This is a genomic window from Pseudomonas sp. IT-P44 (assembly GCF_949768225.1).
GTDB classification, from domain to species: Bacteria; Pseudomonadota; Gammaproteobacteria; order Pseudomonadales; family Pseudomonadaceae; genus Aquipseudomonas; species Aquipseudomonas migulae.
In genome coordinates this window covers 46,829-66,647 of record NZ_CATKQM010000057.1, presented here as the reverse complement: position 1 = coordinate 66,647, position 19,819 = coordinate 46,829, and the positions used below count along the sequence as shown (strand labels likewise).

The 19,819-nt window shown below is 60.5% G+C and carries 17 protein-coding genes; 16 read left to right on the top strand and 1 reads right to left on the bottom strand.

Features of this window, described 5'->3' with window-relative positions:
* Positions 1-100: 100 nt before the first annotated feature.
* Positions 101-1,021, top strand: a complete 921-nt coding sequence (locus ACM6IO_RS24165) for a MurR/RpiR family transcriptional regulator (RefSeq protein WP_008041565.1) — start codon at positions 101-103, stop codon at positions 1,019-1,021.
* A gap of 12 nt (positions 1,022-1,033) precedes the next feature.
* Here ACM6IO_RS24165 and ACM6IO_RS24160 read toward each other — a convergent pair whose 3' ends face one another.
* A complete protein-coding gene (locus tag ACM6IO_RS24160; RefSeq protein WP_414912367.1) occupies positions 1,034-1,954 on the bottom strand; it encodes a helix-turn-helix domain-containing protein in 921 nt (306 codons plus the stop codon).
* Between the two features lie 161 nt (positions 1,955-2,115).
* On the opposite strand from ACM6IO_RS24160, the gene ACM6IO_RS24155 reads away from it, so the two are divergent.
* From ACM6IO_RS24155 to ACM6IO_RS24085, 15 genes are all read left to right on the top strand, one after another.
* A complete protein-coding gene (locus tag ACM6IO_RS24155) occupies positions 2,116-3,474 on the top strand; it encodes a glutamine synthetase family protein (protein WP_414912366.1) in 1,359 nt (452 codons plus the stop codon).
* 144 nt (positions 3,475-3,618) lie between these two features.
* A complete protein-coding gene (locus ACM6IO_RS24150) occupies positions 3,619-4,707 on the top strand; it encodes a polyamine ABC transporter substrate-binding protein (protein WP_008026423.1) in 1,089 nt (362 codons plus the stop codon).
* Complete coding sequence (locus ACM6IO_RS24145) at positions 4,704-6,005, top strand: NAD(P)/FAD-dependent oxidoreductase (protein WP_414912365.1); 1,302 nt, start codon at positions 4,704-4,706, stop codon at positions 6,003-6,005. The genes ACM6IO_RS24150 and ACM6IO_RS24145 overlap by 4 nt, the downstream gene beginning before the upstream one ends.
* Positions 6,006-6,665: 660 nt before the next feature.
* A complete protein-coding gene (locus tag ACM6IO_RS24140) occupies positions 6,666-7,262 on the top strand; it encodes a paraquat-inducible protein A (RefSeq protein WP_008038429.1) in 597 nt (198 codons plus the stop codon).
* Positions 7,259-7,909: a paraquat-inducible protein A gene (locus ACM6IO_RS24135; RefSeq protein WP_008038428.1), complete on the top strand. Its 651-nt coding sequence runs from the start codon at positions 7,259-7,261 to the stop codon at positions 7,907-7,909. Before ACM6IO_RS24140 ends, ACM6IO_RS24135 begins: the two co-directional genes overlap by 4 nt.
* The gene (locus ACM6IO_RS24130; RefSeq protein WP_008038427.1) at positions 7,890-9,545 is read left to right on the top strand and encodes an intermembrane transport protein PqiB; all 1,656 of its coding nucleotides are present in this window, start codon (positions 7,890-7,892) and stop codon (positions 9,543-9,545) included. The genes ACM6IO_RS24135 and ACM6IO_RS24130 overlap by 20 nt, the downstream gene beginning before the upstream one ends.
* A gap of 17 nt (positions 9,546-9,562) precedes the next feature.
* Positions 9,563-10,123 (top strand): membrane integrity-associated transporter subunit PqiC, encoded by a 561-nt coding sequence (locus tag ACM6IO_RS24125; protein ID WP_414912364.1) that lies wholly within the window; start codon positions 9,563-9,565, stop codon positions 10,121-10,123.
* Positions 10,124-10,202: 79 nt separating this feature from the next.
* A complete protein-coding gene (locus ACM6IO_RS24120) occupies positions 10,203-11,447 on the top strand; it encodes an MFS transporter (protein WP_414912363.1) in 1,245 nt (414 codons plus the stop codon).
* 77 nt (positions 11,448-11,524) lie between these two features.
* Positions 11,525-12,040: a sigma-70 family RNA polymerase sigma factor gene (locus ACM6IO_RS24115; protein WP_008026436.1), complete on the top strand. Its 516-nt coding sequence runs from the start codon at positions 11,525-11,527 to the stop codon at positions 12,038-12,040.
* Positions 12,041-13,018, top strand: a complete 978-nt coding sequence (locus ACM6IO_RS24110) for a FecR family protein (protein ID WP_280163938.1) — start codon at positions 12,041-12,043, stop codon at positions 13,016-13,018.
* A gap of 102 nt (positions 13,019-13,120) precedes the next feature.
* Entirely contained in the window at positions 13,121-15,550 is a 2,430-nt protein-coding gene (locus ACM6IO_RS24105; protein ID WP_207284301.1) for a TonB-dependent receptor, read from the top strand.
* Between the two features lie 65 nt (positions 15,551-15,615).
* The gene (locus tag ACM6IO_RS24100; protein ID WP_414912362.1) at positions 15,616-16,803 is read left to right on the top strand and encodes an ABC transporter substrate-binding protein; all 1,188 of its coding nucleotides are present in this window, start codon (positions 15,616-15,618) and stop codon (positions 16,801-16,803) included.
* On the top strand, positions 16,800-17,861 hold the full coding sequence (locus ACM6IO_RS24095) for a FecCD family ABC transporter permease (RefSeq protein ID WP_192227216.1): 1,062 nt from the start codon (positions 16,800-16,802) through the stop codon (positions 17,859-17,861). Before ACM6IO_RS24100 ends, ACM6IO_RS24095 begins: the two co-directional genes overlap by 4 nt.
* Positions 17,855-18,610 carry an ABC transporter ATP-binding protein gene (locus ACM6IO_RS24090; protein WP_414912361.1) on the top strand — a complete coding sequence of 252 codons (756 nt, stop codon included), beginning with the start codon at positions 17,855-17,857 and terminating at the stop codon, positions 18,608-18,610. Before ACM6IO_RS24095 ends, ACM6IO_RS24090 begins: the two co-directional genes overlap by 7 nt.
* 192 nt (positions 18,611-18,802) lie before the next feature.
* On the top strand, positions 18,803-19,816 hold the full coding sequence (locus tag ACM6IO_RS24085) for an iron ABC transporter substrate-binding protein (RefSeq protein WP_008026448.1): 1,014 nt from the start codon (positions 18,803-18,805) through the stop codon (positions 19,814-19,816).
* The last annotated feature ends 3 nt before the right edge of the window (positions 19,817-19,819 follow it).

Genomic DNA, 19,819 nt, shown 5'->3' with positions numbered 1-19,819 from the left:
ACCCTCGCCCTTGCGGTGCACGCCGAGGGTCGGCTTCGGATACACTCGCGCCAACCTCATGCCAGGCCTTCTCTAATTCTCAGGAAATGTTGAGCCGGATATGCCGACCCCATCGAAAGACACCACGGTCTATGCCGCGCCGGTCATGCGCAAACTGGCGGAAACCGTTTCCGAATTGCCACCGTCACTGCGCAAGGTGGCCGACTTCATTCTGCGCCACCCGCTGAAGGCGGCGACGCTGACCATTGAAGAGATGGCTCACGTCACGTCCACCTCACCCGCAGCGGTAAACCGCCTGGCCAAAGCCCTGAACCTCGGCGGCTACACCGGCATGAAGGCCGAGCTGGTGGCGACGTTGCAGCAAATGGTCTCGCCCGTCGACAAGCTGCGCAACGAACTGGCGCATCGCCCCGACGGCGCGTTTGGGCTGCAGGAACAAATCCAGAGCGCCACCAGTAACCTGGCGACGGCGGCGACCAACAACCATGAAGACACGTTTGAAGCGTTCGTCACCAGCCTGATCAACGCACGCAAAATCTACATTCTTGGGTTTGGCAACAGCGTCTATTTTGCCGGCCTCGCCGCCTCGACGCTGATGCCGTTCTGTGCGGACGCCACCGCTATCAGCATGGAGGGCGGTAACGAAAACGCCGCTTACCGTCTGGCCGCGATTACCGACCAGGACGTCTTGCTGGCGATTGCCCTGCCGCGTTACTCGCTCGACACCCTGCAACTCGCCCGTTTCGCCCATGAACGCGGGGCCAAGGTGCTGGCAATCACCGATTCGCCTGCATCGCCGCTGACCAGCGTTGCCGATCACGTTCTGTTCGCCCCGGCCGATCACCCGGTCATGACCAGTTCCAACATCGCCGTACTCGCCTTGATCGAAGGGTTGGTCGCAGGGGTGATGGCGCGCAACAAGGAAGCCGTCAAACTGGCGACCGAGTTGACCGAAAGCGTCATGGCTTATCTGCACATCCCCGGCAGCACTAAATCGCCCAAAGCAACCAAGCCACGCTGAGCAGTGATCGGTTCAGCGGCTTGATGCCCGGCCGGTTTTACGCGCAAGGGTCTGACTGGGAAGCTCTTTGAACAACGCTCGGTAGCTGCTGGAAAACCGCCCCAAATGCCAGAACGACCACTGCATCGCCACTTCGGCTACGGTGGTTTCCAAGGACGAGCGATTGAGCAGTTCGCGGTGCGCGCTGTTGAGTCGGCGCAGACGCAGCCAATGGGTCGGCGTCATGCCGGTGTACGCCTTGAACGCGTGCTGCAACTGACGCAATGACACCCCGGCAACCCGGGAAAGCTCCAGCAGGTTCAGGGTTTCTTCCGGGGAATCGGCCGCCCATTCACCAATGCGCTTCATCACCGCCCGCTCTTCAGCGCGGCGCTGCAATCCGCCGCGATCCAGGCAGACCGAGGCGTTGTCGAGGATGTACAGGCAGTCTTCCAGCAACTGCTGGGTCAAGGCCTCTTTGCTCGGCGGATCGAGGGTTTGCGCCAACCGGGTCAGAGTCCCGCTCAGCCAGCGGCTGAACAGCGCGTTCTGCCCCGAATTCAGCGGCGCCATGAACAAACCTTCGAGCCTGGCGACATTCAGACCGTGACGCTGAACGAACTCCGGCCCGAACACCACGGCGATTTCCTGGTAGTTCTCCGGCGTGATCCAGATGTTGCGGCTTTCTTCATTCAGCACGTACAGCGCGTTGTCACTGCGATCGAAACAGAACGCCAGTGCACCCTCGGGTGCGCTGAAATTCTGCTCGACCCGGGTGTTCATGTGTTCTTCGTAAATCTCTACGCCCTGCAGGTCGAGGTAACGCACCCGCCCGGCGAAATGCCCCGGCGACATCTGCTGGTAATGCTGGACCCAGCCGGGGGTGGCGCGGATTTGCTCGGCGACATCGGCGGTATCGAACGCTTGGACCTGTAATGGATTGCACGCTGTCATGGGTGACCTTACGCACTCGTTTGGTGCGTTTTGGTGCTGCTGAAAGTGGATAGATGGAACGTCAAGGCTCGCCCAAGATAGTCGTCAACGCGTCCCAGGGGAAGTGTGTGGCGGATGAAACCACCCTCCCCGGCGTTAATAAAACCAATAACGAGGTCTTTATGAATGTCCCTTTCGATCAGCTGCTCACGTGGCTGAAAGATCACAAGATTACCGAAGTCGAGTGTGTCGTCAGCGACCTGACCGGCATTGCACGCGGCAAAATTGCGCCCACCAACAAGTTCCTGCATGAGCGAGGCATGCGCCTGCCGGAAAGTGTGCTGTTGCAAACGGTAACCGGGGACTTTGTCGACGACGACATCTACTACCACCTGCTCGACCCGGCCGACATCGACATGGTGTGCAAGCCGGTTTCCGATGCGGTGTACGTGATTCCATGGGCCATCGAGCCCACCGCAATCGTGATCCACGACACCTTCGACAAGTTCGGCAACCCGATTGAACTGTCGCCGCGCAACGTGCTGAAGAAAGTCTTGCAGTTGTACACCGACAAAGGCTGGAAGCCGATTGTCGCGCCGGAAATGGAGTTTTACCTGACCCAGCGCTGCGAAGACCCGGACTTGCCGCTCAAGGCGCCGATGGGCCGTTCGGGCCGTGCGGAAAGTGGGCGTCAGTCGTTTTCCATCGACGCCGCCAACGAATTCGACCCGCTGTTTGAAGACGTTTACGACTGGTGCGAATTACAGGGCCTGGACCTCGACACGCTGATCCACGAAGACGGCCCGGCGCAGATGGAAATCAACTTCCGTCATGGCGACGCGCTGGACCTGGCCGACCAGATCACCGTGTTCAAACGCACCATGCGTGAAGCCGCGCTCAAGCACAACGTCGCGGCGACGTTCATGGCCAAGCCGATTGGCGACGAGCCGGGCAGCGCCATGCACATTCACCAGAGTGTGGTGGACATCGCCACCGGCCAGCCGATCTTCGCCAATGCCGACGGGCAGATGAGCGAGCTGTTCCTGCATTACATCGGCGGCCTGCAGAAATACATTCCCAAAGTGCTGCCGATGTTCGCGCCCAACGTGAACTCGTTCCGCCGCTTCCTGCCGGACACCTCGGCGCCGGTGAACGTCGAGTGGGGTGAGGAAAACCGCACCGTGGGCCTGCGTGTGCCGACCTCCAGCCCTGAGGCGATGCGCGTGGAAAACCGCTTGCCCGGCGCCGATGCCAACCCGTATCTGGCCATCGCCGCCAGCCTGTTGTGCGGTTACCTCGGCATGGTCGAACGTATCGAGCCGAGCGCTGCAGTACAGGGCCGGGCCTACGAACGACGTAACCTGCGCCTGCCGATCACCATCGAAGACGCGCTGACGCAGATGGAAGAATGCGAAACCATCGAGCGTTATCTGGGCAGCAAGTTTGTCCGCGGTTATGTCGCGGTCAAGCGAGCGGAGCACGAGAATTTCAAACGGGTGATCAGCTCGTGGGAGCGGGAGTTTTTGCTTCTTAGCGTCTGAAAACCACACGAGATCACACATTCGTGTAGGAGCGAGGCTTGCCCGCGAAGAGTCCAGCACATTCAACATCGCCGTTGGCTGGCAGTCCGCCTTCGCGGGCAAGCCTCGCTCCTACAAGAATCCAACAACTCCAAAGGTGTCGATATGCGTCTATTGAAATCCGTGGTCCCGGTCGCGCTGGCCCTGCTGTTCAGCGCTGTTGCCCAGGCTCAACCACAGGTCAGCGTCTACAACTGGACCGATTACATCGGCGAAACCACCCTCGCCGACTTCCAGGCCAAATCCGGAATCAAGGTGATCTACGACGTTTTCGATTCCAACGAAACCCTGGAGGGCAAACTGCTCGCCGGCCGTACCGGGTATGACGTGGTGGTGCCGTCCAACCACTTCCTCGCGCGCCAGGTGAAGGCCGGCGCGTTCCTCAAGCTGGATCGCGCACAGCTGCCGAACTTCAAGAACCTCGACCCGAAACTGCTGGCGCTACTGGAGAAAAACGATCCGGGTAACGAGCATTCGGTGCCTTACCTGTGGGGCACCAATGGCATCGGCTACAACGTCGACAAGGTCAAGCAAGTGCTGGGCATCGATCACATCGATTCCTGGGCCGTGCTGTTCGAACCGGAAAATATCAAGAAGCTCAGCCAGTGTGGCGTGTCGATGATGGACTCGGCGGATGAAGTCTTCCCCGCGATCCTCAACTACATGGGCATGGACCCGCGCAGCGAAAATCCCGAGGACTACAAGAAGGCCGAAGCCAAGCTGCTGAGCATCCGGCCTTACATCACTTACTTCCACTCATCCAAGTACGTGTCGGACCTGGCCAACGGCGACATCTGCGTGGCGTTCGGTTATTCCGGTGACGTGTTCCAGGCCGCCAACCGCGCCAAGGAAGCCAAGAACGGCGTGAACATCGCCTATGCGATTCCGAAGGAAGGCAGCAACCTGTGGTTCGATTTGCTGGCGATTCCTGCCGACGCCAGCAACACAAAAGAGGCGCACGCCTTCATCAACTACCTGCTCGACCCACAAGTGATCGCCAAGGTCAGCGCCTCGGTCGGTTACGCCAACCCCAACCCGGCCGCCAAGCAATTCATGGACCCAGAGTTGGTGAACAATCCCGAGGTTTACCCGCCTCAGGAAGTGCTCGACAAGCTCTACATCTCGACCACCCCGCCCCAGGCGATCATGCGGCTGATGACCCGTTCCTGGAGCAAAGTGAAGTCCAACAAATGAATCAGTACAACCACGAACATGCACGTTCATATTACGCGGCATCGGCCCATACGCTGACGCCCTTCCCTGCGCTGGAAGAGGACCTTGTCGCCGATGTCTGCGTGATCGGCGGCGGGTTTACCGGGGTCAACACGGCCATCGAACTGGCCCAGCGCGGGCTCTCGGTGATTTTGTTGGAAGCCCGGCGGATCGGCTGGGGCGCCAGCGGGCGCAACGGTGGCCAGTTGATCCGCGGCATTGGCCATGACGTCAGCGGTTTCGCCCGGCACATCGGTGTAGAAGGCGTGCGTTACCTGGAGCGCGCGGGGACCGAATCGGTCGAGCTGGTGGGCAAGCGCATCCGCGAGCACGGCATCGATTGCGACCTGCGCTGGGGTTTTTGCGAACTGGCCAACACCAAGGCACAGTTCGCGGCGTTCAAGGCTGAGCAGGAAGGCCTTGTCGAGTCGGGTTACGCCCATGAAACGCGATTGGTCGGGCCGGAGCAGATCCGTGAACACGTAGTGAATTCAGGCGTGTATGCCGGTGGCCTGGTGGACATGGGCTCGGGGCACTTGCACCCGCTCAATCTGGTGCTCGGCGAAGCGCGACTGGCGCGATCGCTTGGGGTGCAGATCTTCGAACAGAGCCCGGTGCTGGAGTTGATTCATGGCAATACCGTGCAGGTGCGTTGTGCCGGGGGCACGGTGCGCGCCGGCAGCCTGGTGTTGGCGTGTAACGCGCACCTGGACGAACTCGAACCGAAGCTTAGCGGCAAGGTGCTTCCGGCGGGCAGCTACATCATCGCCACCGAGCCGTTGACGCCTGACGTCGCAACGCAGTTGATCCCGCAGAACCTGGCGCTGTGCGACCAGAAAGTCGGCCTGGATTACTACCGGCTCTCGGCGGACCGGCGTTTGCTGTTCGGCGGTGCCTGCCATTATTCCGGGCGTGATCCGGCAGACATCGCCGCCTACATGCGCCCGCAAATGCTCAAGGTGTTCCCGCAGCTGGCCGATGTGCGCATTGATTATCAATGGGGCGGCAAGATTGGTATCACCGCCAATCGCTTCCCGCAGGTCGGGCGCTTGAGTCAGCATCCGAACGTGTTCTACGCACAGGGTTATTCCGGTCACGGCCTGAACGTGACCCATTGGTGCGCCAAACTGCTGGGCGAAGCGATTCATGCCGGGCACAGCCAAGGCTTTGACGTATTCAGCGCCGTGCCCCACATGACCTTCCCCGGCGGCCCGAAGCTGCGCTCACCGCTGCTGGCCCTCGGCATGTTCTGGTATCGCCTGCGCGAAGTCCTAGGCTAAAACACCCACCCCTTGCTGGCGATGGCGCCCCCAAGATAACCGCAAACCTCAAGGCCCAATCGCCAGCAAGCCGGCTCCTACAATAACCGTGCGCAGCCGATCCACCGGGTCAACACCAAACCCTGTAGGAGCCAGCTTGCTGGCGATGGCGTCCTCAACATAACCGCAAGCCTCAAGGCCCAATCGCCGGCAAGCCGGCTCCTACAATATCCGTGCGCAGCCGATCCACCGGGTAAACACCAAACCCTGTAGGAGCCAGCTTGCTGGCGATGGCGTCCTCAACATAACCGCAAGCCTCAAGGCCCAATCGCCAGCAAGCCGGCTCCTACAATATCCGTGCGCAGCCAATCAACGGAGTAAACACCAAATCCTGTAGGAGCCAGCTTGCTGGCGATGGCGTCCTCAAGATAATCGCAAGCCTCAAGGCCCAATCGCCGGCAAGCCGGCTCCTACAATATCCGTGCGCAGCCGATCCACCGGGTAAACACCAACCCCTGTAGGAGCCGGCTTGCTGGCGATGGCGGCCGCAAGATCAGTGCAGGACTCAAGGCCCGATCGCCAGCAAGTGACTTTAAGTCCGCCTTTTAATTTGCTCAATTGCAAGGCACTTCTATATTGAGGATGTGCTCTGACTTTCCTGCCTCCTGGCGAGTGCGGCCTATGGCTACGACTGACCAACTGATCATCTGCGAGCACTGCGACTGCGTGTATCAAAAAGTCACGCTCGCCAAACATCAGAAAACCCTCTGTACGCGCTGCGGCGGCGTGCTTCAGCGCTATAACGGCCTGACGGTGGAGCAGCGGCTGGCGCTGACCGTCACCGCGCTGATGCTGTGGATATTCGCCAATTTCTACCCGGTCATGAGCATCAGCCTGCAAGGCCTGAAAAACAGCGCGACGCTGTGGGATTCGGTGCAGGCCCTGAGTCTGGGTCCGATTACCTTCATCGCGATGGTGGCGGCCATCGCCATGATCATCGCGCCGATTTTCCAGTTGCTGCTGCTGATCTGGGTCCTGAGTTTTGCCCTCGCCTCCCGTCGTTCGCCGGGTTTCAAATTCTGTATGCGCTGGCTGGAAACCCTGCGGCCCTGGAGCATGCTGGAAGTCTGCCTGCTGGGGGCGATGGTCGCGGTGATCAAGCTTGCCGGGTTGCTCGACGTCCTGCCCGGCATCGGCCTGTTCGCACTGGCCATTCTCAGCCTGATGATGATCCGCATCGCCGGGCGCGATGTCCGTGAACTGTGGGATGTCTTATGACCACGCCACCAGTCGCCAGCGAACTCAACCTGTGTCTCTGCCACAGCTGCGGCCTGGCCTGTGACATGACCGGCGACCCCCACGAATGCGAACGCTGCGGTGCGCCGCTGCATCGGCGCAAAACCAACGCCCTGACCCGAACCTGGGCCTACTTGATCACGTCATTGGTGTTTTACATCCCGGCCAATGTGTTGCCGGTGATGAACACCAAAATGGTCGGCAGCGGCGCGGACAGCACAATCATGGGCGGTGTGCTGGATTTCTGGCAGCACGGCGCCTGGGACATCGCCCTGATCATTTTCATTGCCAGCATCGCGGTGCCGGGCATCAAGTTCGTCGCCCTGTCGTTATTGCTGGTGACCGTTCAGCGCGACAGTGATTGGGCGCGCAAGGAGCGCTCAAAAATGTACCGTTTCGTCGAGCTCATCGGTTATTGGTCGATGCTTGACGTGATCGTGGTCGCCCTGGTGGCTTCGTTGGTGAAGTTCCAGGCGCTGGCCGATATCGAACCGCGCGCGGGCATTCTGTTTTTTGGTCTGGTGGTGGTGTTCACCATGCTGTCGGCGATGAGTTTCGACCCACGTCTGATCTGGGATCAGCAACATTCCGAAAACGAGGAGGTCATGGATGAAGTCTCAAGCCGCTGACGGGCCGCAAGCTCCCGGGCAGGCCCCCATCAAGACCCGCCGCTACAGCGTTTCATTGGTGTGGATCGTGCCGATTGTCGCGGTGCTGGTGGGTATTTCGCTGGTGGTTCACAGCATTTTGCAGGAAGGACCGACCATCACCGTCACGTTCAAGACCGGTAGCGGCCTGACCGCCAACAAGACCGAAGTCAAATACCGCAACGTGGTGATCGGGCATGTCTCCGACGTGGAACTGAGCGGCGACCAGAAAAGCGTCAACGCCACCATCAAACTGTCCAAGCAGGCGGAAAGTTTCACCCGCGAAGACTCGCAATTCTGGGTGGTGCGGCCCCGCATCGGTGCTGGCGGCGTGTCGGGCATCGATACACTGCTGTCCGGGGACTACATTGGCGCCGACATCGGCCAGGCCAATGCCCGGTCAAAGAATTTCACCGGGCTGGAAAATCCGCCCCCCATTACCTATGGCGAACCCGGAAAGCGCTTTACGCTGCACACCCAGGACCTGGGCTCGCTCGACATTGGTTCCCCCGTCTACTACCGCAAAATTCCGGTCGGCCAAGTGGTCGCCTATGCCCTGGATGCCGACGGCAAAGGGGTGAACCTCGAAGTCTTCATCCATTCGCCCAACGATGCCTTCGTCACCGATAACACCCGGTTCTGGAATGCCAGCGGCATTGATGTCAACGTCGGCGCCAACGGTTTTTCGGTGAAGACCGAGTCGCTCTCGTCCATATTGGTGGGCGGCATCGCGTTCAGGGCTCCGGAATACAGCCCCAACGATAAACCGGCGCTAGAGGACAAAGGCTTCGAGCTGTTCGAAGACCAGCAAACCGCCCTCGCCCCGCCCAGCGGCAAGGCGCAGTTCCTGAGTTTGCGTTTCGACCAGGCATTGCGCGGGTTGAAAGTCGGTGCGCCGGTGGAATTCCTCGGCATCGAGTTCGGCAGGGTTGTGTCGGTCAATCTGGATTTCGACCCGAAAAAACGCAGCTTTCCGGTCAACGTCGGCATCGTGATCTACCCACAACGGCTCGGCCAGGCCCACGCCAGAATGCTTGAAGCGTTGAAGCATGACCCCAATGACGAAGCCGCCGGCGTACGGTTGATGGGCAGTTTTATCGAAAACGGTCTGCGGGCCCAGGCGCGCAGCGGCAATCTGTTGACCGGCCAGTTGTACATCGCACTCGACTTCTACCCCAAAGCGGAGAAAGTCGTGTTCGACCCGACCGCCCGCCCTGTCAGCATTCCCACCATTCCTGGCAGCCTCGAACAGTTGCAGGAAAAACTCGAAGGCATGGTCACCAAGATCAACCAACTGCCCATCGAGCGCATCGCCGGCAACCTCGACAGCAACCTCGTAGAGCTGCGCAAGGGCCTCGCGCAATTCAACGCCAAGACCCTGCCTGGCGTGCAAACCACCCTGGCAGACGTCAGCAAAACCCTGCAATCGGCCAGCTCGACCCTTGCCGAAGACTCGCCGCAACGCGAGCAATTGACCCAGACCCTGGAAGAACTCGGGCGCATGTCGCGCTCCCTGCGTGAGCTCTCGGATTACCTGGGCCGGCATCCAGAGTCGCTGATTCGCGGTCGTCCCAATAACGCAGCACCGACGGACCTACAGGGCCCACCGCGCAACTGACCACAGGAGCAACACCCATGGCTTTTCCGCTGAAGATTACCTTGGTCACTGCGTGTCTACTGCTCGCCGCCTGCCGCAGTGACCCGATTCAGTTCCACACCCTGACCCCGGCACAATCGAGCGGCACCGCACGAGGCAACGGCGGGGAAATCCAGATCGAAAGCCTCAGCGTGCCGGCCCAGGTCGATCGCCCGCAGATCGTCATTCGTCAGGGCAACAGCGGCGTGGCAATTCTCGAAACCCAATGGTGGGCTGCGAGTCTGGTGGATGAGTTGCGCAGTGCTCTGGTGGATCAACTGGCCAACAGCAGTCCGCAGCGAAGAGTATCGGTACGTCTGGATGTGCAACGCTTTGACTCGATTCCCGGGCAGTACGGTTTGATCGACGTCAAATGGCGCCTGCGTAATCCCGGCGAAGGCGATAGCACGCTGATTACGTGCCGCAGCACCTTGCAGACGCCTTCAGGCCCCTCCATTGATGACTTGGTGCTGGCCCAGCAAAACAACGTCAAACGCCTGGCCGCGTTGATCAGCCAGGCAGCAACCACTGCGCAGCGAGGCTGTCCGTCTGCCAACTGACACCGATACAGAACGCCCGATATGGTTTTCCCTTGATGGCAAAGCACGTAGGATGCCGGCCAACCACCGAGGCTGACCGATGTTCCATTCAGGCACTTTTCAGGGTTCCAGCGTCAGAATCCTGATTTATCTTCTGTTCACGATCCAGCTCATCTCCATGGGTGCGATGGAAATGAGCGGCCCGTTCTGGCCGGTCTACCTGCGCGGGCTGACCACGTCGGAATCGCTGTTCAGTTTCGCCAGCATCGCCGTGTATGTTGGCCCGATGCTGGGCATCATGCTGACCAGCGCCTTCTGGGGCCGAATCGGCGACCGTTATGGTCACAAGTTGATGATGATTCGTGCCTTGGCCGGTTTGTCGTTGACTCAGTTGGGGTTGGCACTGTGCAGTGATATCTGGGTGATTCTGCTGCTGCGCTTCCTGCAAGGCGCCTTTGCCGGGTATATCGCGCCAGCCCAGGCTTACGGGGTCAGTATCGAGGCGCCCTCACGGCGGGCCCGCCTGTTTGCGATCCTGCAAATCTCCACCAACGTCGGCTCGTTGCTCGGCGCAGTGGTCGGCGGTCTGATTCTCGATTACGCGACTTTTTTCTGGATCAATCTCATCGCTTCGGCGCTCTGCGCGGTGTGCACCGTGGTGGCGGCCGTGACGTTGCCGGATGTGCCTCCCGTGAAAAAAACGCCGGTGGTGGATGCTGCGCCGCAGCCGGGTCGGGCACGCGGCGTGTGGCAGGGCTCGCCCCTGATGTCGCTGTTGGGCGTCATGGGCATTCTGCTGTTGGCGCGGATGCTGCCGCAGACATCATTTTCGTTGTACGTCAGCTCGGTGTTTGAGGTCGGCAATTCGGTCACGGGCCTGTGTTACGGCTTGCTGGCACTGGGCTTCATCCTTTCGGCGACACGCTGGGCAAGCTACTTCGAACACCGGACCCAACAGCAAACCCTGCAGCGAATGTCCTGGGTTGTCATCGGCTGCATCGGCCTGACCGGTGTCGCCGGCCTTACCCGAAACCCGGCCGTGTTTGTCATGGCCTACTTCCTGTGGGGTGTGCTGCTGGGCGCCACGACGCCGGTGCTGATGGCGCTGATTTCCAAGACGGTCGACAGTTCACAACAGGGTTACGTACTGGGAGTGGCTCAGAGCACTGCGCAACTGGCTTCCATCGCAGGTATTTCCCTGGGCGGTTTGCTCAGCCAGGTCTACGGCCTGCAATACACCTATCTGATCGTTTGCCTGGCCTACGCAATGGCCTTGGTGCTCATTGTCGCCTTGCGTTATCGATCAGTACTGTTGCAACCGGACGAAGCGCCACGCTGCGACTGATCAGCCTCCCCCTTGCGCCGCAGGGGTGCAGTCACTTAGGATTGGGAATACTTCTCAATCGCTAAAAATTATCATCCATGAGCGATACCCTGCCCGCGACTCATCACAATCATCTGCGCGCGATCGAGGCCCTCTATACCGGCCATCACGGCTGGTTGTACGCCACGCTGCGCAAAAAACTGGGCAACGCCATGGATGCGGCGGACCTGGCGCAAGACACCTTCACACGCATACTGGCTTCCAGGGTCGCGGTCATTGAACAACCCCGGGCCTACCTGAGCTGTGTGGCCAAGGGCATTCTGGTCAATTGGTATCAGCGCAAGGCGCTTGAACGCGCCTATCTGGATGCCCTCGCGCTGTTGCCTGCCCCTGAAGCGCCCTCGCCCGAATTGCGTTTCATCGTGCTGGAAACCCTGCACGAAATCGACGCGATGCTCGACGCCCTGCCGCCGCTGGTCAAACGCGCATTCCTGCTGTCGCAGATCAGCGGGCTGAAATACGACGACATCGCCACGCAACTGGACGTGTCGCTGATCACCGTGAAGCGCTACATGAAACAGGCCTTCGTTCAATGCCTGATGCTGGTGGAATGAATGTCGACCTACGCCACGCCTACTCAGATTGATCCGCAAGTACTCGACGAAGCGGCCGAGTGGCTGATGCGCATCAGCGAAGGCGACCTTGACGATGCCGAGCGCGCCGAGTGGGAATGCTGGCGTGTCAGCAGCCCTGAACGCAGCCGCGCCTGGGGCCGGGCCCAACTGCTGCAAAGCAAACTGGGCGGCCTGCCCCCGTCATTGGCGATGTCGGCGCTGGATCGCCCGAGCAATCCCGAACGCCGCATGGCCCTCGGCAAACTGGCGATAATGCTGGCCGTGTTACCCGCCGGTTGGGGCAGTTGGAAACTGGTCGAATCCCAACAATGGTCGGCCGACTACCGGACTGCTGTGGGCCAGCAACGCGAGTTGACGCTGGCCGATGGCTCGCGCATTACACTCAATACCGATTCGGCGATCGATGTGCTGTTCGACGCCCGTCAACGGCTGATCAATTTGCGTGAAGGTGAAATCCTGGTGCAGACCGCACCGGATGCAGCCCCCCAGTCCCGACCGTTTCTGGTGACTACCCGTCAGGGGCGAATGCAGGCATTGGGCACGCGGTTTACGGTGCGCGAACTGCAAACCCGCACTCAGCTCGCAGTACTGGACGGCGCTGTCAGGGTTGAACTGCCTGGTGGCAACGGCGTAACGCCCTTGATCGTCAATGCCGGGCAACGCACCGACTTTTCATCGCAGGCTTTCGGCCTGTTGAACCCGGTGGACCGCTCCGTCAGCGCCTGGACCCAAGGCATGCTGATGGCCGACAACATGCGTCTGGCCGACTTCATCGCGGAACTGGCGCGTTATCGCAAAGGCTTCGTGCGTTGTGATCCGGCGATTGCCGATCTGCGCATTTCTGGCGCGTTCCCCATCAGCGATACCCAACGCACCTTGAACATGCTGGTGCAAACCTACCCGGTGCTCGCAACCGGCCACTTGAGCGGTTATTGGGTGACGCTCTCCCCCGCCTGAACCTCGCGCAAAAAAAAATGGCTGAGCGGGTGATACTTTTTTTGATCTCGACTGGCAAGGAAAGGAAGAACTTCTCAACCTCGTCGAAAGGGTCATCACTCCATGTTCGTTGCACGCCCTCTGCGTTCGGATCGCTCACTCAAGCTGGCTATCCGCAGCGCGTTGCTAAGCCTTGCCCTGACCGGCGTCGCCTGCCCCGTTGCCCTTGCCGCGCCTGCGTCACTGGATGCCACTGCGACCCGCGCCTACAGCATTGCCCCCGGCCCGCTGGGGGCAACCTTGTCGAAGTTCGCGGTGGACGCCGGCATTGCGCTGTCATTCCAGCCATCAATGACCGAGGGCCTGATGAGTCCGGGGCTTTCCGGCACTTACTCGACCCAGGAAGCGATCACCCGACTGTTGTCCGGCAGCGGCCTGCAAATAGTGCCGCGCACTGATGGCAGCTACACCCTGGCGCCGATCCCGGCCAACAGCGAGGGTGACCTGACCCTTGCCGAAACCACGATCAACGGCACCGACGGTCGCAAGGGCAGCTTGCCGCCAGCCTACCCGGGCGGTCAGGTCGCCCGTGGCGGGCGTCTCGGCATGCTGGGCAACAAGGACGTGATGGACGCGCCGTTTAGCGTAAGCAACTACACCTCGACGTTGATGAAAGATCAGCAGGCCGTGACAGTGGCCGATGTGCTGGAGCGCGACTCCTCGGTACGCTCCACTGGCCAGACCGGCGGCATTGTCGATTCCTTCTTCATTCGCGGTTTCCCGGTGGGCGAAGGCAACCTCGGCGAACTGGCGTTCGACGGGGTGTACGGCGTTGCGCCCAACTACCGGGTCTTCACCGAATACGCCGAGCGTATCGAAGTGATCAAGGGCCCCGGCGCCCTGCTGTACGGCATGTCGCCGAACAGTGGTGTCGGTGGCGTGATCAACGTAGTCCCCAAGCGTTCCCTCGACGAGGACCTGACCCGCTTCACCGCCAGCTACGCCATGGATTCGCAGATCGGCGGCCACGTCGATGTCAGCCGGCGCTTCGGCGAAGAGCGTCGCTTCGGTGTGCGCGTCAACGGCAGCACCCAGCAAGGCGACACGGCCATCGACGATCAATCCCGGGACGTCGACATCGGCGCCATCTCCCTGGACTATCAGGGTGATCGCCTGCGAACCACCCTGGACCTGATCAGCCAGAAAGAACAATTCGACGCCGCGTCCCGTCCGTTTCTCATCGCCTCGGGCGTGGAAATTCCCTCCGCCGCCAACGGCCGCACCAACGTGAGCCAGGACTGGGGATGGGCCGAAACCCGCGATAAATCGGCCCTGCTCGGTGCCGAGTACGACCTCAACGACGCCTTGACCGTGTTCGCCCACGCCGGTGGCGGCCGGTCGGACGTGAAGCGGATGTCTGATCAGACCCCGACCATTCTCAACAACGCGGGTGACACCTCTTCAATCCCGGGCTACTACAAATTCGAAGTCGAGCGCTACACCGTCGACGCCGGTGCCCGCCTGCGCTTCGACACCGGTCCGATCAGCCACAGCACCACGTTGCAGGTCACCCGTTATCGCGACGAACTGAAACGCGGCATCATCTCCGGCCCGGCCGTGCTGTCGAACATGTACCACCCGATCGACCGTCCGAAACCGTCCATTGCCGAACCGGATGCCCTCAAAGTCTCCGAGACAGAACTGTCGGGCGTGGCGTTGGCCGACACCCTTTCGGTACTGGATGAACGCTTGCAGGTCACTGTCGGCCTGCGCAAGCAGAACATCGAATCCGACAACTTCAACGCGGCCGGCGCCGTCACCACGTCTTATGACGAAAGCGAGACCACGCCGCTGTTCGGGGTGGTGGTCAAGCCCTGGGACCACGTGTCGTTTTACTACAACTACATCGAAGGCTTGAGCAAGGGCGACATCGCCCCGGCCACCGCGTCGAACTCCGGCGAGATCTTCGCGCCGTACATTTCCCGCCAGCAGGAAGTCGGGGTCAAGGTCGACTACGGCACCTTCACCTCCACGCTCAGCCTGTTCCAGATCAAGAAACCCAGCGGCGAGCTGGCCTCCGGTGTGTTCTCGGTACAAGGTGAACAGCGCAACCGGGGCGTGGAGTTGAACGTGTTTGGCGAGATCGCCCAAGGCACTCGCCTGCTCGGTGGCGTCACCGTCCTCGACGCTGAACTGACCAAGACCGGAACCGTTGCCAATCGCGGCAACAAACCGGTGGGCGTGCCCGAGGTCCAGGCCAACTTGTGGGCCGAGTGGGATACGCCGTGGATCGAAGGTTTGACGCTGACCAGCGGCGCGATCTACACCGGCAGCCAATACGTTAACCAGGCCAACACCCAGGAACTCGACCCATGGACCCGCTTCGATGTTGGCGCACGTTACGCCACGCGCATCGCGGAGCGTCCGACCACATTCCGGGCCACGGTGCAGAACGTTTTCGACCGTGAGTACTGGTCCGGTGTCGCGTCCTATGGCGCCTTCTCACAAGGTTCGCCGCGCACCCTGCAACTGTCGGCCACCGTCGACTTCTGAAACGTTCAGCCCCGGGCAACGGCCTGAGCCGTTGCCCGGTCTGGCTACCTGTAAAGGTTTCAACCATGGCATCTGTTCATCCACGCCGCCACGCCTTCGCGGCCCTGCTATTGGCGGGACTGCTGGGCGTGGTGTGGTTTTCCCTGGCGCCGCGCACCGCGCTCGCGGCGAATCCGGATCCCGCCGCCGTCACGGTCACTGACCTGCTGGGCCGCAAGGTCAAGGTTCACCTCCCGGTCAGGCGGGTGATTCTCGGCGAGGGGCGCCAGTTGTACCTGGTCGCCGCGCTGGATACGCAAAACCCCATCGAGCGCATCGTCGGTTGGCGCAAGGACTTGATTCAGTCCGACCCGGATACTTACGGCGCCTACCTGCGCAAGTTCCCCGACATCGCCAGGATTCCCACCTTCGGCGGCTTTGAAGACGGCACCTTCGACATCGAGCAAGCGATCTCGCAACAACCGGACGTCATCGTCCTGAACATCGAAGCGCAGCACGCCACCGAAGATGCGCGCTACATCGAGAAGCTCGACGCGCTGGGGATCCCGGTGGTCTACGTCGATTTTCGCAACAACCCGATGCAAAACACCGAGCCGACCATGCGCCTGTTCGGCCAGTTGTTTGGCAAGGAAGAGCGCGCCGAGGCGTTTATCGACTTCCGCAATCAACAGATCCGTCGTGTCACCGACGTCATCGAGGCCAAACACCCTGCGCGGCCCACGGTGTTCATCGAGCGAATCGGTGGGTACACCGACGATTGTTGCCTGAGTTTCGGTAACGAAAATTTTGGCCTGTTTGTCGACATGGCCGGTGGCAACAACATCGCCAAGAACATCATCGCGAACACCTTTGGCCAGTTGAACCCCGAACAGGTGATCGTCGCCAACCCGGATCAAGTGGTCGTCACCAGCGCCAACTGGCAAGCCTTTGCGCCCGGCGGTCGCTGGGTAGGCGTCGGACCGGGCGCGGACCTGGCACAAGCGCGGCACAAACTGGCCTGGTACACCCAACGCCCGGCCTATGCCGGCATCAAGGCGCAGAACGATCAAGCGTTTCATGCCATCTGGCATCAGTTCTACAACAGCCCCTACCAGTTTGTGGCCATCCAGCAATTGGCCAAGTGGTTTCATCCGGCGTTGTTTGCCGATCTGGATCCCGACGCCGCGTTTCGCGAACTCCACGAGCGCTTCCTGCCTGTGCCCTACCAACCGGGCTACTTCGTCAGCCTTGATAAAACCGGGGGCAAGCCATGAGTTCGCTAGGTGAACTGCCTATTGCGCAGAGCGTGACGTACCGTCAACGAGTCCTGCGAAAACGGCTGATCCTGGTGGCGCTGGCGGTGTTGCTGGTGTTCAGCGTGCTGCTCGATCTGGCGCTGGGTCCGGCCAGTTACAGCCTGAAGGAGGTGCTTGGCGCCCTGTTTTCACCGGACACGGCGTCGGCGCAAGTGCGGGTGGTGATGTGGGACATCCGCTTGCCGGTCGCGCTGATGGCGGTTGCGGTCGGCGCGGCGCTGTCGCTGGCCGGTGCGCAGATGCAGACAATCCTCAACAACCCGCTGGCCAGTCCATTCACCCTGGGCCTTTCTGCTGCCGCCAGTTTTGGCGCGGCAATGGGACTGGCTTTCGGGGTGGCGCTGTTCCCGCTGGCGGCGCAGTACATGGTGCCGCTGAACGCGTTCATCATGGCCATGCTTTGCGCGCTGCTGATCCACTTTCTGAGCATGCGTCGCGGCGTAACCGCCGAAACCATCGTGTTGCTCGGCATTGCCCTGGTGTTTACGTTTAACGCGTTGTTGGCACTGGTGCAGTTTTTTGCCACCGAGCAAGCGGTGGCGGCCGTAGTGTTCTGGACCATGGGCAGTCTGACCAAAGCCACCTGGCCAAAACTCGGGGTGATTTGCGCGGTGATCCTCATAACCCTGCCGATTTTCGCCAAACGGGCCTGGGCCCTGACGGCCCTGCGCTTAGGCGATGACAAAGCCGCGAGCTTCGGGATCAACGTGCGCAGCTTGCGCTTCCAGACGCTGATCATGGTCAGCCTGCTCGCCTCGTTTCCGGTGGCCTTCGTCGGCACCATCGGTTTTATCGGGCTGGTCGGCCCGCACATTGCCCGGATGCTGATTGGTGAAGATCAACGGTTCTTTTTGCCGGCGTCATTGCTGACCGGTGCGCTGATTCTGTCCGCCAGTTCGGTGGTCAGCAAAACCCTGATCCCCGGCGCGATTTTCCCTATTGGCGTGGTCACTTCGCTGATCGGCGTGCCGTTCTTCATCTCTTTGATCCTTGGCGGGAAGAAAAACACATGGTGAAGCTCCAGCTTGAAAACCTTGGCGCCCGCTATGGCCAGCGCGAAATCATTAGCGGCGTGACCACGGCAACGTTTATCGGTGGCCAGGTGGTCGCAGTGGTCGGGCCCAATGCAGCGGGTAAATCCACCCTGTTCAAACGCATGGCCGGGCTGATCGACGGCCCGGGCCAGGTCAACTTGCAGAGCTCGAAAAAGGGGCCACAGGGCATCAGCTACATGCCTCAGGGCTTGAATGCCAGTGCCCGGCTGACCGTCTACGAATCCGTGCTGCTGGCCCGCAAACAACTGACGCCGGGATGGGTCGTTCACGACGACGAGCTGAAACTCGTGGACCAGATTCTCGACGCGCTCGGCATCACCGAACTATCCTTTCGCAACCTCGGTGAACTCAGTGGCGGGCAGCAGCAATTGGTATCGATCGCACAAACGCTGGTGCGCGAACCGGAAATCCTGCTGATGGACGAACCGACCAGCGCGCTGGACATGCATCGGCAGGTGCAAGTGCTGAACTTCATGCGCGCACTGGCACGCAAACGCGAAGTCATTGTATTTATTGCCATCCATGACCTGAATCAAGCGCTACGCTTTGCCGATCAGGTATTGGTGATTGCCAATGGAACCTCCCGGGGGAGCGGCCCCAGCGATGAAGTGATCACCGAACAGATGCTGCGCGAGGTCTACGAGGTCGAAGCCAGAATCGAGATTTGCAGCCGTGGCCAGCGCCATATCCTGATCGACGACATCGTTTGAATCAGATCGACCGCGCAAGGCGCTGAGTCACTGCTAATCTGAATGAAAATGACATGTATTAACGGTTTATTTAACGTTTTTTTCTCATTGTACCCACTACATTCCAGCGATCCGAAACATGCAAATGATTCGCATTGGTTGACCCGCGAATTCCTGCGCATGACGCCCAAAAAAACAGGAGCTGCCCGAAGCATGAATCGCCATATCCCCTCTTTCCTGAAAAAAGCCCTGCTGGCCACTGCCCTGCTGAGCGCCGGCCACGTCTACGCCGCCGATGCCGACGGTATCGTGGTCTACAACGCCCAGCACGAAAGCCTGACCAAAGCCTGGGTCGAAGGTTTTACCAAGGAAACCGGGATCAAGGTCACGATACGCAATGGCGACGACACGGAAATGGGCAATCAGATCGTGCAGGAAGGCGCGGCCTCCCCGGCTGACGTGTTCCTGACCGAAAACTCCCCGGCCATGGTGCTGGTGGACAACGCCGGGCTGTTTGCACCGGTGGCGCCGACCACCCTGGAACAGGTCGATGCAGCCTACCGTCCGGCCCATGGCAAATGGGTCGGGATCGCCGCGCGCTCCACGGTGTTTGTCTATAACCCGGGCAAACTGCCCGAAGCCGAATTGCCGAAGTCGCTGATGGACCTCGCCGACGCCAAGTGGAAAGGCCGTTGGGCGGCCTCCCCGGCTGGTGCCGACTTCCAGGCGATTGTCGCCGCCGTGCTGGAGCTCAAGGGCGAAGCCGCCACGCTTGAGTGGCTGAAGGGCATGAAAAACAACTTTACCGCGTACCGGGGCAACAGCTCGGTGCTCAAAGCGGTCAACGCCGGGCAAATTGACAGCGGCGTGATTTATCACTATTACCGCTTCGGTGATCAGGCCAAGACCGGCGAGAACAGCAAGAACACCGCCCTGCACTACTTCAAGCACAAAGACCCGGGCGCGTTTGTGAGTATTTCCGGTGGCGGTGTCCTGGCGTCCAGCCAACACAAGGATCAAGCACAGGCGTTCCTGAAATGGGTCACCGGCAAAGACGGCCAGGCGATCCTCAAGACCGGTAACTCCTATGAATATGCTGTAGGCAAGAACGCTGAATCCAACCCCAAACTGGTGCCGCTGCAGCAGCTCGACGCGCCGAAAGTCGACGCCTCGAAACTCGACAGTAAAAAAGCCGTGGAGCTGATGACTCAGGCCGGACTGCTCTAATTG

Bases quoted from the DNA above. Each gene is read 5' to 3' on its own strand.
- ACM6IO_RS24100 (WP_414912362.1), top strand. From the start codon at position 15,616: ATGGCATCTGTTCATCCACGCCGCCACGCCTTCGCGGCCCTGCTATTG.
- ACM6IO_RS24135 (WP_008038428.1), top strand. From the start codon at position 7,259: ATGACCACGCCACCAGTCGCCAGCGAACTCAACCTGTGTCTCTGCCAC.
- ACM6IO_RS24105 (WP_207284301.1), top strand. From the start codon at position 13,121: ATGTTCGTTGCACGCCCTCTGCGTTCGGATCGCTCACTCAAGCTGGCT.
- ACM6IO_RS24125 (WP_414912364.1), top strand. From the start codon at position 9,563: ATGGCTTTTCCGCTGAAGATTACCTTGGTCACTGCGTGTCTACTGCTC.
- ACM6IO_RS24085 (WP_008026448.1), top strand. From the start codon at position 18,803: ATGAATCGCCATATCCCCTCTTTCCTGAAAAAAGCCCTGCTGGCCACT.
- ACM6IO_RS24120 (WP_414912363.1), top strand. From the start codon at position 10,203: ATGTTCCATTCAGGCACTTTTCAGGGTTCCAGCGTCAGAATCCTGATT.
- ACM6IO_RS24165 (WP_008041565.1), top strand. From the start codon at position 101: ATGCCGACCCCATCGAAAGACACCACGGTCTATGCCGCGCCGGTCATG.
- ACM6IO_RS24160 (WP_414912367.1), bottom strand. From the start codon at position 1,954: ATGACAGCGTGCAATCCATTACAGGTCCAAGCGTTCGATACCGCCGAT.
- ACM6IO_RS24145 (WP_414912365.1), top strand. From the start codon at position 4,704: ATGAATCAGTACAACCACGAACATGCACGTTCATATTACGCGGCATCG.
- ACM6IO_RS24110 (WP_280163938.1), top strand. From the start codon at position 12,041: ATGTCGACCTACGCCACGCCTACTCAGATTGATCCGCAAGTACTCGAC.
- ACM6IO_RS24140 (WP_008038429.1), top strand. From the start codon at position 6,666: ATGGCTACGACTGACCAACTGATCATCTGCGAGCACTGCGACTGCGTG.
- ACM6IO_RS24150 (WP_008026423.1), top strand. From the start codon at position 3,619: ATGCGTCTATTGAAATCCGTGGTCCCGGTCGCGCTGGCCCTGCTGTTC.
- ACM6IO_RS24095 (WP_192227216.1), top strand. From the start codon at position 16,800: ATGAGTTCGCTAGGTGAACTGCCTATTGCGCAGAGCGTGACGTACCGT.
- ACM6IO_RS24130 (WP_008038427.1), top strand. From the start codon at position 7,890: ATGAAGTCTCAAGCCGCTGACGGGCCGCAAGCTCCCGGGCAGGCCCCC.
- ACM6IO_RS24155 (WP_414912366.1), top strand. From the start codon at position 2,116: ATGAATGTCCCTTTCGATCAGCTGCTCACGTGGCTGAAAGATCACAAG.
- ACM6IO_RS24115 (WP_008026436.1), top strand. From the start codon at position 11,525: ATGAGCGATACCCTGCCCGCGACTCATCACAATCATCTGCGCGCGATC.
- ACM6IO_RS24090 (WP_414912361.1), top strand. From the start codon at position 17,855: ATGGTGAAGCTCCAGCTTGAAAACCTTGGCGCCCGCTATGGCCAGCGC.